Source organism: Streptomyces sp. McG3, assembly GCF_018619185.1.
GTDB lineage: Bacteria > Actinomycetota > Actinomycetes > Streptomycetales > Streptomycetaceae > Streptomyces.
Genome location: NZ_JAAXYC010000077.1, coordinates 1 through 14678, shown reverse-complemented (window position 1 = coordinate 14678; position 14678 = coordinate 1). Strand labels below are relative to the sequence as shown.

Below are 14678 nucleotides of genomic sequence, written 5' to 3'. Positions count from 1 at the left end.
CCTCGGGGTACCAGGTTCGGTAAGGACAACCAACCGGTGCGGCGGCTCGGTGGTGGCATGGCGCTCTCCCGATCGCAGTGGGGTGACTGATGGCTTTCTCCCAGACACCGCCTTCTCGGCACCGTCACGCCCACAGCCCTCGCCATCTGGTTTCGAACATGATTCGAGAGACATGCCCACTTGACCTCGGTACGCAGCTTGGACCGCACCTATACCAGGGGACGTCGACAGCCCCCACGTCGTCGGGTGCACCGCCGGTCGTGCCTACGGTGGCCGTTCAAATCCTCCCCGGTTCGGGAGCCCTCGACGCGGATCCGGGTCCGGGCGAGGGATACCGGAGGCGGGCGCGGACTTCGCCCCGGGAATTCACGCCTCGGAGAGTCATGCCTCGGGGTACGTAGGTACGCATTCGCGCGACGGACACCGCCTGCCTGCCACCGGAATGTGTTCCGCGCTGGTGGGAGGCGGCCGTCCGGCCGGCCAGGCCGTGAGGTGTAAAGGGTGTCAGGATGTTCCTGTGGACGTGCGCAAGAGAAATCGGGTACGGGTGACAGGCCGGGAGGGCGGCCCGGTGGTGATGCTTGCCCACGGTTTCGGTTGCGATCAGAATCTCTGGCGTCTTGTCGCACCCGCGCTGGAGGAGCGCTTCCAGGTGGTTCTGTTCGATCATGTGGGGGCGGGGCGTTCCGATGCGGCGGCCTGGAGCCCCGAGCGGTACTTTACCTTGGACGGCTATGCGCAGGACGTCATCGACCTCTGCCGGGAGCTCGGCCTGGGGCCCGTGACGTTTGTCGGGCATTCGGTCAGTTCCATGATCGGTGTGCTGACCGCTGTGCAGGAGCCCGCACTCTTCGAGAAGCTGGTCCTCCTCACCCCTTCGCCCTCGTACATCGACGACGGCAATTACCGGGGCGGTTTCAGCGAGCAGGACATCGAGGAACTGCTCGAGTCACTGGACAGCAACTATCTGGGCTGGTCGGCGACCATGGCGCCGGTGATCATGGGAAACCCGGAGCGCCCCGAACTGGGGCAGGAGCTGACCAACAGCTTCTGCCGAACGGACCCGGAGATCGCCCGGGTCTTCGCGAGAGTCACCTTCCTGTCCGACAACCGGGCAGATCTCCCCAACGTGACCGTTCCGACGCACTCGGCCCGGCCAAGCACGCCGTCGGATCATCGCTGCCCCGACGACTCCAGCACTCAACGGCTACACACTCGCCCCCCTGAAAGAGGGTCATATCACCGTGCTGGCGCACCTGCTTAGCCTGTGCAACGGCTCGCCCTGGCGATGTCGACCAGGACCCGGAGCACTGACCGAAGGTGGCGCACGAGCCGCGGCGTATTGCCGATCGATGGAGCCCGGCCAAGGAGACGTTCCCTGATGGATGCCTGACGGCGGTGCGGATTAGCGGACACCGGGGCATGCGTAGGGGCCAGCGGTCCGTCTCCGTGTAGACGGCGGTACCCGCTGGCCCCACCCGTCAGCCATCCCAGAGGGAGCGCGACATGTCCGGCAGTCCGAGTGCAGGCCGTCACGATGCCGGGACGCGGAAGCCCGGTCCGGAAGGGGGCGGCGTGATCGCTGCGCTGTTCTGGGCAAGACGCCGGGGCCGGGAAGGAGTCACCTTCCCGGCCCCGGCGGTGTCGCTCTCGGTTCAGATCACGCGGTAGGTCGGTTCCGCAGCTGGACGACGACCTCGCGGCCGGTGGCCCTCTGGCCGAGCCGGTAGAACTTCACCTGGCCCTCGCTGTGGGTGAGCTCGACCCAGCCCTCGGCTTCCAGCTCGCGGCGGGCACGGCTGAAGTGGGTGGCGGATACGCCCATGAGGCTGGCAAGGGTGGCCGCCGTACGCTCGACGCTGCGCTCCAGACCGCCCAGGATCGCGTACGTCATGATGACGTTCTGCTTCAACCGGTGTCGTGGCTGTGGGAGCGGCTGTCCGGCTGGCAGCAGGACCAAGTGGCGGCGGCAGCGAAGGCGGAGCTCTCGCTGCTGGCGGGTCTGGGCGTGGCAGTGGAGCGTGCGCCGCGGCTGCTGGCCGACCGGCTCACCGGCCGCCTGGAGGAGACCGGCGGCGAGGCCCTGATCAGCGAGCCGTTCGGGTGGCTGATCGGCCGGGGTCTGGTGCGGCGGCCCTCGTATTCGGACCGGCGGTGCGACGACGGCACCCGCCTGGACACCGGCGGCGCGTGCGGGAACTGTGGCAACGTGGTCCACATCTGGCGCGCTCGCCGTGCTCGGATCGTTGCGGAGATCGACCGGGAGCTGCCCCACCTGGGCGACGACGAGCGCCGCCGCGTCCTCGAAGGAGCGGCTGCGCGAACACGCTGCTGCCGGGGCGCAGGACGTCGTGTGGCGGCAGGAGCAGGCCCGTGCGGAGAAAGCCCGACGCGCTGCGGTCCGTGCGGCTGACCAGGAACGGGCCAAGGACGAGCGTGCGGCCGCGGCTGCCGCTGAGACGGTCCGTCAGGCGCTGGCGTGTGAGGACTGCGGGCAGCAGCAGGCCGGGGGAATGTGCGAGGTGTGCGGCTACCGGCGCCGGACCCAGACCCTGACGGTGGAGACCGGGCTGCTCGCCGCGACCTGGGCGGCCGTACTGGACGACCCGGACGACATTGCCGCCGTCACCGCCGGTGTCCGGGCGTCGCTGGAAGCCGATATCAAACACACCCAGCGGGAGTTCCTCGACTCGGTGCAGCCGGGCGAGCTCGACACGGAGCCGGCCGGTGCTGCATCGGTGCTGGCCTTCGCCGCGCTCCAGACGGTGGAAGCGGCGCTGTCGGACTACCGCAGCAACGCCCTCGGGCGTCTCGGACGGACCGAGGAAGCCGAAGCGGAGGCCCGCCGGGCCTACAAGACCGAGCAGGGGCGGCGCTGGTTTAGGCACAACCCGAACGGCGCGGACGCCATCGCGGCGGCGACGAAGGCCGCCGACACCGCCCGGGAGCGCGCTGCCGAGTACCTACTCACGACGCGGCTGAAGCAGCTGCGCGAGCAGACCGCCGCCCGGACCGAACAGGCCCCGGCCGTGCCGTGGACGGACCGGCTGCCCGAACTTGCCGCCCGCCCGCTGCACACCGACACGGCCGGCGCGGTGATCGCATGACCACCGAGTCGGAACTGAGCGGCGTCGACCTCGCACGCCAGGCCCTGCTCGCGTCCGGGGAAGAGCCGAGGGAGAGCGGTGCCACCCGGCAGAAGCCGAAGCGGCGCACCACCACCGCCGTACGGCGCGACGGCCGTGAGCCGCTCGGGCTGGGCAGCGCGATCAGCATGATGATGACCGAGCACGGCATGGCCGACCCGGCCACCGGCGGAAGCGTCCTCGCCGACTTCGACACCATCCTCACCGCGGTCGTGCCCGAACTCGCCGGGCGCGTGAAGGCCGTGGCCTTCGACGCGGAGACCGGCCGCCTGGACGTCGCCCCCGACCTTCCGGCAGCCGGGACGCAGCTGCTAGGACCTCCGGCGGGCGCCTCGGTGATCACGGTGACGCCCGTGCTCCTCGGCGACACGGCGAAGGGGTCATCCGGACAAGGCACGGGGCGTACGCTCCGGCCACGACCACCACCCCGAATCCACTCGCAGCCCGCCAAGACCCTGGATGGGGCGTTACCACCACCTGACCGACTACCGCTGCGCCCCGGAATTGCATTCCGGGGCGCAGCGTCGTGCGACAGGAGTTCGGCGGCCCTGAAAGCAGCTACTAAGACCGTGTCCTACATGGTCAGTTTGAGGAATCGTTTGTAGCAGCAGAGTGCGGCGGCGAGGCCGAGGAAGGCCAGGTAGTTGCCTGGTTTCCGCTCGTAGCGGTGGTTGAGTCGGCGGTAACCAGTCAGCCACGACATCGTCCGTTCGATCACCCATCTGCGTCGGCCGAGCCGCTCGCTGGAGTCGATACCTTTGCGGGCGATACGGACTCCGATGTGCTTGCCCCAGAGCCATCGCCGCAGGTGAGGGATGTCGTACGCCTTGTCGGCGTGGAGGCGGCGGGGCTTCGATTCGCTCGCGTGGGATTCGTATCCCATGTGGAAATGGGACACCATCGGCTTCAGTGCCTGGCTGTCGTGGGTGTTGGCCGCGGAGAGCCCGACGCGTAGGGGCAGTCCGTCCGCGTCGGACAGGACGTGCATCTTGGAACCCGGCTTACCCCGGTCCACGGGGCTCGGACCTGTAAGTTCGCCCCCTTTTTAGCCCGGACGTGCGCGGAGTCCAGGACTGCCCGGGACAGGTCGACCAAGTTCTGTTCGTCCAGGAGCTGGAGGATCTTCTGGTGCAGTCGGCCCCACACCCCGGCTCTCGACCAGATGACGAACCGGCGGTGCACGGTCGACTTCGAAGCGCCGAAGCACGGCGGTAAGGCCCGCCAAGCGCACCCGCTGACCAGCACATAGATGATCGCCGCGAAGACTGCCTCGTCATCGATGTTCGCGACCCCACCGCCCTGCGGACGGACTCGGGCCGACGGCAGCAACGGCCGTGCTATCTCCCACAGTCCGTCCGGAACGATCCATCCCCACCGTCCACTTCCCATGACCAGCCCAACCGCCAACTCGGCATGTAGGGCACGGTCTTAATGCTCGGTCTGGATCGCGTTCTGGATCAGGCATCTCGCCAGCGTCTTGCCGTGGCCGAGAGGGTCCGGCGTCCGTCCTCGTTGGAGGCCGGCCATGGCTCCGTCGTACACGAGCAGTACGTTGCCCGCCAGGGCGGCGGGATCCTCGGTGGTGACGGTTTCCGCCAGCTGGTTCAGCCGTGTGAGGAGGAGCGTGGACTCCGCCTCGATCACGGCGCGGGCGGGGTGGTCGAGGTCGGGCAGTTCCGTGCCGGTCGCGAGGAAGGCGCACCCGCGGCCCGGGGTGTACCGGTCGCGGTAGGCGGAGACCGCGTCGAACAGGGCCAGGAGCTTCTCGGCGGGTGTGGCCGCGGCGTCCACGGCTTCCTGCCATACCTGTTCCCAGCGGTCCAGACGCCGTTGCAGCGCGGCTGCGATCAGGCCGTCCTTTCCCCCGAAGTGCGCGTAGAGCGTGCCGGGAGCGACGTGGGCGTGGTGCAGCACCTGGTCGACGCTGGTGCGGGCGATGCCGTCCCGGGAGAAGAGCTCGTCGGCCGTGTCCAGCAAGCGGTCCCTGGCGGACGGTCTGGCCATGGCCGCGGCGGTGTCCTGGTCCATGCACCCCAGCATAACGAGCGTTACAGTGAAACGGTCGTTTCAGTGATACCGGGAGGGTCGGGTCCCTTCCGCCTCAGACCGGAGGTGCGCACATGAACGACCTGATTGGCGAGGGACCTGCCCGCACCCGAGCGTTCCTGGGTGCGGGCCTGGTCCTCGTCAGTTGCCTGAGCGTGCAAGCCTCGGCAGCACTCGCCTCGACACTCTTCGATCGGCTGGGCGCTCCCGCCGTCGCCGGGCTGCGGCAGCTCTGCGCTGCTCTCGTCCTGATGGTGCTGGTGCATCCGAGGGTCCGTGGCCACACGCGGCAGGACTGGGCCGGCATGGTCGTCTACGGCGCTTCGATGGCCGTCATGAACGTGGCCTACTACGGCGCGGTGGGCCACCTCCCACTCGGCGTGGCGGCGACACTGCTGTTCCTCGGACCGTTCGTCGTGGCGGTCGCCTCGGCGCGCGCTTGGCGCGAAGCGCTTCTGCCTGCCGTCGGTCTGGTGGGCGTGGTCCTGGTCACGGAGCCCGGCGGGACAGTCGCGTGGGCAGGAATCGCCTTCGGGCTGCTCTCCGCGCTGGCCCTTGCCTGCTACACCCTCTTCGCGCAGCGCGTGGGCAGGACGTCCTCCGGATTGGAGGGACTGGCCATGTCGGTCGGCATCTCGGCGCTGCTGCTCCTCCCCTTCTCCTTACCCGCCGTCCCAAGCGTCAGCGGATCCGACTGGGGCCTGGTCGCCGTCTCCGGCGTCGTCGGGGTGGCGCTCGCCTTCACCCTGGATTTCCGGGCCGTGAAGATGGCCGGCGCCAGGGTGGTCGCGACGCTGTTCTCCCTCGACCCGGTGATGGGCGCGCTGATCGGTGCCCTCGCCCTCGCCGAGAGTCTTTCCGCACCGGTGCTCGTCGGCATGGGACTGATCGTGTCAGCCGGCGCCATGGCGACCTGGCGTGCTGAAAGGCTCCCGGTTTCGCCGATGCCGAGCAGCACAGACCACCCGTAACTCGGAAACGAAAAGGGGCATTGGCCGCACCCCGCAGACAGCGCTCCTTCTGCCAATAGGACCGACGAACTGCCATGTAGGACAAGGTCTAAGGGCCAAGCGCACTATTCCAGTTTTCCGAGAGTCCCCTGCGGACCCTCGGCCAAGATCACGCGGAATGCCTCGACCATGGCTGCCACTCCGGCCTTGGGGATGATCACGAGATCAGAACACGCGAAGAAGACTCCACCGCCATGCTCGCCGGTTTCGCTCCATCGGTTCATCACCGTGTCGATCGCGCCAGCGGTCATGAAACTTGCACTCCAGCGGGTGCCGTCCGGAAGTCGCATTTCCGCATCCGCATCCTCTACCGTTTCCGCCAGGTCGTCGGCCCCGAGCATGAAGAGCGCAGTGAACTCAGGTTCCGCGACGACATGGTAGATGTCGTACTCTACGAGGTCGACGAGATTATTATCCATAGATCTTTTTCAGCCTCGCTATCACCTGGGGCTCGTTCCCCTTGTCTGCCTTGCCGACAATTTGTATTCCGCCGCCAACGTTACGGAAGAAGAGTCGTCCACCGTTTCGCCCTCGTGCATATGTCACGTCAGTGCCAGACAGTGCTCTACTCCCCCTACCCGGGTTCATGTTCCCCTGGGAAAGTTGCTCGAACAGGTGGTCAAAGTCTCTCTGAACTTGTTGATTCTTCCCTGCCTGCTGCGCTGCTTTCGTCAGTAGCGAATCCTGATTGATGACAGACGTCACCGAAACGCAACTGGAGTTATGCACCAAGACCGGTTTTTCACCCGCCAGCACATAGTACGTGTGCAGGTCTTCGACGGTCAGGTTGTACGTCGGCTGAACTTCTTTCCAGCGCCGAATACTTGCAATCTCCGCAAGAGTGCCGTCTGCGACACGGAGGAAGTCTCCAGACTTGAGCTGTCCGGCATCAGTCCAGCTCTGTGTCTCAGGAATCCAGAACGGGTGGTGATCAGTGGCTGTCAGTGTGCTCGACTTCTGGGTACCGTTGAGCGTGATGCTCGTGAATTCTCGGTCGTCCGGTGTGTAGATCGTGGCTGCAACGCGGCGCGGGCCTGAATTCTCCGAGATCGGGTCAGTCGAGTGCACCAGGTCATCGACGCTGACCCGCTCAATGGCGCGGGTCGATCCGTCTGTCATGAGGACTCGAGTGCCTGCCGGGAAACTGTGCTTCGGGCTGCAGGGATTGCGCTTCAGAAGGTTACCGAGCGCCTCGAAGGCCGCACCTACTTTGTCGCCGTACTTTCCTGCCCACCGCGTAGCCTTGAATGCTGCAGCACCGTAACCGAGGACCGGAACCAAAGAGGCGCAGGAAAGAAGAGAATCCTTCCACGCGTCTTTTTCGCCGTGGCCGAAGAAGCTACCGCCGTACTCCACACCGTAGATAAGACAGTTTGCTCCGTCGGCGGCCTCCCCAAGGACGGGGACCAGGCCGATTAGGTCCAGCTTGAGATGGATGGAATCTTTCAAGGTCATGCCGGGTGGGACACCAGTGGCGTATGCCTTAAGCAGTGTGGAGAACAAGGCGAGTGCGTCACCGAAGACGTTCTGGTGAAGGGTTCCCTCATGTTCGGCCTGCCGCTGCGACTGGAGAGCTTTTTGCTCTGCTTTATATCGCTCTGTTTGGTATCGCTCGACTGTGGAGCGGTGCTTCGCCTGGGCGTCTGTGGCGTTCTGGCCTGCGTTGAGCGCGGACTGCCGGGCTTGTTCGGCTGCTTGGAAGGCGCTCGCGGCGTAACCCTGGGCTGCGCCGTAACTGGCCTCGGCGGATATCGCCGCGTTCGAGGCAGTGCGGCCGCTCACGGCGGCATCGGCCTCGGCCTTGCGGGCCGCCTCAGCGGAGGCCGTTGCGGAGCGGGCTGAGTCATTGGCGCGGTTGGCGGCCTGCTTCGCCCTGTCGGCGTGGCCTTCGGCCTCAGTTGCGTATTCGGTGGCCTTTTTGGCGTGGCCCGCCGCGAGGTCTGCGTGGCCCTGGGCCTTTTCGGCGGACTCGGCCGCGTCGTGGGCGGACTGGTAGGCGCGGGCGGCGGTCGCGCTGGCGGTGGCGATGATGGTCTGGATCTGCTCGACGTGTGCGGCGTTGAGTTGGTCGCGTCGGGTGGCCTTGTGCCTGCCGGAGGTGATGAAGTCGATCAGGTTGGTGTCGGGGCTGGCGAGGGCGGCTTCGGCGGCTGACTTGACCTCGGGCCCTCCGCCTTCGGCGAGGCGGGCTGCTTCGACGCGGTAGTCCTCCAGGCGCGCCTGGTGCTGGCCCTGCTGGAGGAATGTGTCGAGGGCCTTGGGGTCGGGGTCGTTGAGGGCTGCCTGGGCGCCTTCCTTGACTCCTACTCCGCCGGCTTCAGCGAGACGTGCCACCTCAATGCGGTTGTCCGGTGCCGCCGATTGGTACTGGCCGACGGTGAGGAAGGTGTGGACCTGGGCCGGAGTGCCCGCGAGGACGGCGGTCGCCGCCGTGCGGACGTCCTCGTAGTCGGATTGCTGGGTGAGGACGTTGACGGCTTCTCGTTCGTCTTCCTCCTGGGCCAGCTTCCAGCTCGTGCGCGCGTAGGCGACCACGGAGGCGTCGTCGCCGACCAGGGCGCTCTCGGCTGCGGCCCGGCTCCACGGGCCGCGGATCTGCAGCGCCGTCATCGCCATCTTTCGGCCGGCCGCTGCGACCTCTGCAGGCTGGGCATCCGGCTTGGCGGCTTGGACCGCGAGAGCGTCGAAGTCCGTCTGCAGCTGGAGGGCTTCCTGCTTCGCCTTGGCGATCTCTGCCTTGGCCGTGTCCATGGTCGCCCTGGCGTCGCGGGCTTCGTTGACCAGCAGGGTCGTGCGGGCGGCGATCTCGTCAGCCTCGCCCTTGCGGGTAGTGGTCTGGATCTTCTGAGCCTTGGCGACCGCAGCGGTGGCGGTCTGGGCTGCCTTCAGCGCTTCGGCGGCGTTGATCTTCGCCTGATTGGCCGCGGCCTGGGCGTCACCAGCGTGCTCGTTCGCCTTGCGTGCTGCTTCCGCGGCTTTTCGGGCGTGCGAGGCAGAGGAACGTGCGAAGTCGCGGGCCTCGGTGGCGGCGGCAATGGCATCGTTCGCGTGGGTCTGCGCTGCGACGGACGCTCGTCTGGCTTCCGTGGCGTGGCGTTCGGCTGCGGCTGCAGCTGCCTTGGCCTGGTCCGCGCTGGCGCCGGCCTCGGCCGCATGTCCTGCGGCGGCCCTTGAGCTTGCCGCGGCCGCGTTCATGTCGTCGATGGCCCCCAGTGAAGCGTTGAGCGCGTCTCGGGCAGCCACGGCCGTCTGGAGCATGGAGTCGAGGGTGTCGGCGATCTTCTCGGCGTCGCCAGCGGCTTTCAGTGCGTTGGCGGCCGCTTCCTCGTTTACCTTGCCTGACGCTGCGTGGGCCCACGCCTTGCTGGCGGCCTGGGAGGCGCGCTGAGCGGCCGTGGAGGCGTTGGCCGCAGCGGTGATCGCGGTCTGTGCGGCGGCGTTGGCGGCACGGGCTGCCGAGATCGCGGTCTTCGCCGCATCCGCAGCACGGCGGGAGGCCTCCGCCGCCCGGCGGGCGGCGTCCTCGGCTTTGTCGGCGTCGTTCTTCGCGGCCTCGGTTGCTTGCGCCGCCTTGGCAGCTTCCTTCTTTGCCAGCCCTGCGGCAGCCTTGGCCTTCTTGGCCTGCTGGTCCGCGCTGGTCTTGGCCTTGGCGGCAGCTGCCGCAGAGTCGCTGATCTGGCTTGCCAGGTCGCTGACGCTGGCGTGTTCCTGGTCCTGGGCGCGGGTGATGTACTGCCCGTAGGCGAGGAAGTCGCGCACCTCACCGATCCCGGCGTTCAGTGCGGCGGCTGCGGCGCGCTTAGTGGCGGGACCTCCCGCCGTCTCGATCTGCGCGACACGGACCCGGGCGTCGTCGTCGCGCCGCTTGTACTGACCGTCGTTCAGGAAGGCGCGGACGTTGTCGATGGTTCCGTTCATCGCCGCGTCGCCGGCCTCGCGAACACCTGTCCCGCCGGCTTCGGTGGCAAGGGCGGCGGCTACGCGTTGGTCGTCTTCCAGTGGCCGCTTCCAGCCGTCTTTCATGAACGCGGCCAACTGTTCCGGGGTCCCGTTGAGGGCGGCGGCCGCTGCCTCGCTCACTCCGGGGCCAGCTTCGGTGACGAGCGTGAGTGCGGCTTCCCTCAGATCGAGTTCTTGGGCGACCTTCTGACCGTCCGCCAGGAACTGTCGGACCTTCTGGTCGCTGCCGGTGAGGGCCTCTTCCGCAGCAGCCTTGACCGCTGGCCCGGAAGACTTCCACGCTTCCAGTGCCTGAGCTCGCTCGGAGAGCGGAGGCGCAGGTGCATTGGCTGCAACGGGTGCTGCTGATATGAGAGTTGCCACAAGGGCCAGGGGCAGGACTCCGCAGGCGGACCTGCCAAGCCACCGGAACCCCTTCCCCCTGCGCCGCTCGGGGCCTGCAGATTGACGCACTGATTCGTACCTTCTCCTCATGGGGACCGAAGCGCACACAGGCCGGCAACGCCAGGCTGCAGCGCTTTCGGTCAAGCGCAACGAAATGGGGTCTATCGCCTTCTGATTTCGGCCTCCCCAGGCTGAAATGCGACAGACCCCACCCAAGTCCTCAAACTTGGCACGAACTTGTTGTGTACTTCCTGTGCAAGATATGTTCGTGCGGCACATAGTTGCACGCGAATAACCGACTGTGATCCAACCGTGACAGAAAAGGTCGCATTCCAGCCGAAGTGCCGGACGGGGCCGCCGTGTCCAGGACCTGCGGCTATAGTGACCCGGCGGCCTCCCCAGGCGAACACGATCGACTGCCGTTCTCGGCACGGTCACCCGATTCGGTTTGAACCCTCCAGCACACGCGGGACGGGGTTCGTCTTGGAAAGCGAAACACTCAGTGCGCATACGCAGTTTGACGGCCGTGACGGCCCCCGTGATAGCTGTTGCCTTGGGGGCATCCACCCTCTTGGCGACCGCAGCCGGTGAGGCACAGGCAGATACCAGCATCCCCTTTGCGGTTGAGGACGGCACCTACCCCTACCGCGCGGATCTCCTACAGGAAACCGGTGCCGACCTGATAGCCGGCGACGGCAACATCATCTACACACCGTGCTCGGAACCACACCAGATCAAGGTGTGGGCGCGGAACCTGGCGACCCAAGATTCCATGATCTGCTTTGTTGCTGCTGGCACCGGCTACTTGAGCGTCAATATTCCGCGTGCCTTCCGCATCGAGACCTACAACCGGGACCTCAAGGCAAACGTCTCGATCGGCGGCACCACCGAGAACCTGACCGTCCCCCGCGACACCTCGAAGGGCTTCGGCGAAGCCAACCCAGCGGACCCCAAGCAGGCTGTCCTGCTGGAGATGCGAGTTACCGGGACGGGAACACCCGTGACACCCCCGCCCACCGGAGACACCACCCACGTGTTCACAGGCAAGCTCCGCATCGGGGAAACCCGCTCGTGCACCGCGGTGCTGGTCGACCCCCGTTGGGCTGTCACCGCCAAGAGCTGCTTCGCCGACAAACCGGCCGAAAACATCGACACCGCGCTGGGCGCCCCCAAGGACAAGACCACCATCACACTCGGCCGGGCCGACCTGAACTCCACAGGCACCCACACCAGCACCATTTCCTACCTGGTGCCCCGGCCCGACCGCGATATGGCCCTGGTGCGACTGGACCAGCCCGCCACCGGCATCACCCCGGTCGCGATCTCAGGTACGGCACCGACCACCAACGAGGAACTCACCGTCGCCGGCTACGGTCGTACGTTCGACGAGTGGGCTCCGACCAAGCTGCACACCGCCGCCTTCTTGGCCGGATCTACTACGGCAACGGGCGTCGACCTCACTCCGAAAACTCCAGCGGAAGCAGCGATCTGCAGGGGCGACGCCGGCGCACCCGTACTGCGCACCGAAAACGGCAAGCCTGCCCTCGTGGCCATAGGCAGCCAGTCCCGTCAAGGCGGATGCCTAGGCGAGCTTGACTCGGAAACCCGGACTGACGCTGTAGGTGCCCGTGCTGACGGGCTGAAGCAGTGGGTCGACGGCGTCGTCTTCGGAGCAACCGACTTCAACTGCGACGGTGCACGTGACGTCGCGATCGCGGACCCGGATGCCACGGTGGGTAGTGCTGCGAAGGCCGGTCGTGTGCAGCTGGTCTACGGGGCGGGGAAGGGCAACGCGGAACTTTCGCAGGCGCTGCCGATCTTCTCCGGCTCCGCGGAGGCGAACGACCGGTTCGGCGGTTCGCTGGCGACGTTCGACCACAACCTCGACGGCTGCACCGACCTGGCCGTCGGCGTCCCCGGTGAAGCGATCGGCACCAACACCGGCGCCGGCGGCGTCCACATCGTCTACGGTGCGCCAGCTGGCCTCGGCAAGGGCAAGGCGACGGTGAACCTGGTCCAGGGCACCGGCAGCGGCGCCCTGCTCGGCATGGGTGCGGAGGCGGGTGACCGCCTGGGCGAAGCCATCGCCGCCGGCACCACCGTCGCCGGAGTTCCGTATCTCGCGATCGGTGTTCCGGGCGAGGACGGTGCCGGGTTCACCAACGCCGGTGCGGTGGTCTACCTGCACGGCACCGGACAGACCAACGTGCTGATCAACCAGGCATCCGAAGGCGTGGCCGGCGCCATGGAGAGCAACGACGACTTCGGCGCCTCCCTGGCCGGATCTCCTCAGCACCTGGCCATCGGCGCGCCAGGAGAGGCGATCGGCGGCATGGCCGACGCCGGCGCCGTGAGCGTGTTCAACCACAAGCTGAACGCCGCCAAAATCCCCACCGGCCTTGCCGGGCTGGACCAAAACCTCGCCGAGATCGAGGACGCGTCTGAAGCCGCCGATACGTTCGGGTTCTCACTCAGTATGACCGCCTACCGGCCCAACGCGGCCGCGACCGGCACCGAGTCGCTGCTCGTGGTCGGCACCCCCGGCGAGGGCACCTCCACCATCGCGACCACCGGGCGGATCGACGTCGTCCGCCTGACCCCCACCGGCTTCAGCCAGCTCTCCGGCGTCCACCAGGGCAGCACAGGCGTGACCGGCGCGAACGAGGCCGGCGACCGCTTCGGGCACACAGTGTCCGCTGTCAGCACGCGCCCCGAGTCGGTGAGCACCGCGCAGAACACCCTGGTGGCGGTCGGCGTTCCCGGTGAGGACATCGGCACCGCCACGGACGCCGGCGGCATCATGACGTTCGGTCTGATCGGGGTGCCGGGCGACTCCGACAGCACCGTCCACCCGGGTGTCGCAGGTCTGCCCGGTGCCCCGGTGACGGGGGAGAAGGTCGGCAGCGCGGTCACCGCCACCGGCACCCACCTCTACATCGGCATCCCCGACGGACCGACCGCCTACGGTCGCGCACACGCCCTGCCGTGGACGAACACCACCGGCGGGACGGATTCCGTCACCACGTACGAGCCCGGCAAGGACGGACTCCCGGCAACCGGGCAGCGCTTCGGCGCCAGCATGCGCTGACCCCGCGCGGCGGACAACAGCACGCTCCGGCCCCGGGAAACGCCAACCGCGTTTCCCGGGGCCACCCCCTGCCCAGCCGCAGTACTCGGCCTCCCCGCTTCCCCTTCCTGAAAGAGACCCCTTCGTGCGTCGCACTCTTCTGATCCTCGTGGCCGCCGTGCTGGCGATCGCCGCCACCACGGCGGCCACCCCCGCGACACCTGCCACTCCCACCCTGCCGGTGGCAGTGAAGGCCGCAGCTGCAACCCAGCAATACGGAACCCACCCCCACCAGAGCGTGAACATCACCTGGAACCCGTCGCCGGCACCCCGCCCGGCGGTCATCCTCATCACCGGCGGCTACTGGTACACCCACGCCAGCTGGGCGACCTGGGAGAAGCAGCTTGCCGACCAGGGCTTCCAGGTCTTCGCCATGAAGTACCGCCTGAACACCGACGCAGCCTGGCCCGCCCAACGCGACGACGTAGCCAGCGCCGTGAAGTGGGTACGCGACAACGCCGGCCAGTACAACGCCGACCCCGACAACATCCTCCTCGTCGGCTCCTCCGCCGGCGGACAGATGGCCACCGACGCCGCGACCCGCGGCACCAACACCCTCGGCCTCAAGGGCATCGTCGCCCTCTCCCCGGTCGCCTCGCCCTACCGGTCCTGGCAGGACGGCAACACCTCCACCGTCGACAAGATCCGCAAGCTCCGCGACAACGCCACCCTCCTGGCCCGCTGCTTTCCCGACCCCGCCGACAACTCCACCGCCAACCGGGAGACCGGCTGCTGGGACACCTGGCGCGACATGGAATCCAAGAACGCGGCCAGCAAGGGCGACGCACCCATGCTCCTGGTCCACTCCGACGGCGACTTCGTACCCCCCACCCACTCCACCGAACTGGAAGCAGCCGCCAAGACCGCAGGTGTGCCCGCCTCGGATGTGACCACGCGCATCGTCACCGGCTCCACCGCCCACGGCCAAGCCCTGCTGGGCGCCCCCGGCATGTTCGCCACCGTCGTCTCCTGGCTCAAGGCCCGCACCACCTGACCCACCCCCGG

12 protein-coding genes are annotated in these 14678 nt (G+C 67.5%); 7 read left to right on the top strand and 5 right to left on the bottom strand.

The features are described 5' to 3' along the window. Positions 1-517 precede the first annotated feature (517 nt). The gene (locus HET64_RS15335; protein ID WP_215105837.1) at positions 518-1264 is read left to right on the top strand and encodes an alpha/beta fold hydrolase; all 747 of its coding nucleotides are present in this window, start codon (positions 518-520) and stop codon (positions 1262-1264) included. A 396-nt stretch (positions 1265-1660) separates the two neighbouring features. Here HET64_RS15335 and HET64_RS15330 read toward each other — a convergent pair whose 3' ends face one another. Continuing rightward, positions 1661-1894, bottom strand: a complete 234-nt coding sequence (locus HET64_RS15330; protein WP_251145350.1) for a hypothetical protein — start codon at positions 1892-1894, stop codon at positions 1661-1663. A gap of 21 nt (positions 1895-1915) precedes the next feature. Between HET64_RS15330 and HET64_RS15325 the strand changes: the two genes are divergently transcribed. The 3 genes from HET64_RS15325 (at position 1916) to HET64_RS39030 (ending at position 3751) form a co-directional block, all read left to right on the top strand. Continuing rightward, on the top strand, positions 1916-2413 hold the full coding sequence (locus tag HET64_RS15325; RefSeq protein WP_215105835.1) for a hypothetical protein: 498 nt from the start codon (positions 1916-1918) through the stop codon (positions 2411-2413). Between the two features lie 109 nt (positions 2414-2522). Beyond that, positions 2523-3107, top strand: coding sequence for a hypothetical protein (locus tag HET64_RS39035; RefSeq protein WP_251145349.1), 585 nt, complete (start codon positions 2523-2525; stop codon positions 3105-3107). Next, positions 3104-3751 carry a hypothetical protein gene (locus tag HET64_RS39030; protein WP_251145348.1) on the top strand — a complete coding sequence of 216 codons (648 nt, stop codon included), beginning with the start codon at positions 3104-3106 and terminating at the stop codon, positions 3749-3751. The genes HET64_RS39035 and HET64_RS39030 overlap by 4 nt, the downstream gene beginning before the upstream one ends. Here HET64_RS39030 and HET64_RS15310 read toward each other — a convergent pair. Beyond that, a protein-coding gene (locus HET64_RS15310; RefSeq protein WP_215105860.1) for an IS5 family transposase occupies positions 3721-4535 on the bottom strand; the annotation gives its coding sequence in 2 pieces (ribosomal slippage) (positions 3721-4193 and positions 4193-4535; 816 coding nt in all). The two genes, HET64_RS39030 and HET64_RS15310, sit on opposite strands and share 31 nt — an antisense overlap. Positions 4536-4574: 39 nt before the next feature. Further along, a complete protein-coding gene (locus HET64_RS15305) occupies positions 4575-5174 on the bottom strand; it encodes a TetR/AcrR family transcriptional regulator (RefSeq protein ID WP_215105833.1) in 600 nt (199 codons plus the stop codon). A 92-nt stretch (positions 5175-5266) separates the two neighbouring features. Here HET64_RS15305 and HET64_RS15300 point away from each other — a divergent pair, with 92 nt between their 5' ends. Further along, entirely contained in the window at positions 5267-6163 is an 897-nt protein-coding gene (locus HET64_RS15300) for a DMT family transporter (RefSeq protein WP_251145347.1), read from the top strand. A gap of 104 nt (positions 6164-6267) precedes the next feature. Here HET64_RS15300 and HET64_RS15295 read toward each other — a convergent pair whose 3' ends face one another. Continuing rightward, positions 6268-6621: a hypothetical protein gene (locus tag HET64_RS15295; RefSeq protein WP_215105831.1), complete on the bottom strand. Its 354-nt coding sequence runs from the start codon at positions 6619-6621 to the stop codon at positions 6268-6270. After that, positions 6614-10525: a polymorphic toxin-type HINT domain-containing protein gene (locus HET64_RS15290; protein ID WP_308370066.1), complete on the bottom strand. Its 3912-nt coding sequence runs from the start codon at positions 10523-10525 to the stop codon at positions 6614-6616. The genes HET64_RS15295 and HET64_RS15290 overlap by 8 nt, the downstream gene beginning before the upstream one ends. Before the next feature lie 592 nt (positions 10526-11117). Here HET64_RS15290 and HET64_RS15285 point away from each other — a divergent pair. Both HET64_RS15285 and HET64_RS15280 read left to right on the top strand, forming a co-directional pair. Beyond that, positions 11118-13634, top strand: coding sequence for a trypsin-like serine protease (locus HET64_RS15285; RefSeq protein ID WP_251145346.1), 2517 nt, complete (start codon positions 11118-11120; stop codon positions 13632-13634). Between the two features lie 124 nt (positions 13635-13758). After that, positions 13759-14667 carry an alpha/beta hydrolase gene (locus HET64_RS15280; protein ID WP_215105825.1) on the top strand — a complete coding sequence of 303 codons (909 nt, stop codon included), beginning with the start codon at positions 13759-13761 and terminating at the stop codon, positions 14665-14667. Positions 14668-14678 lie beyond the last annotated feature (11 nt).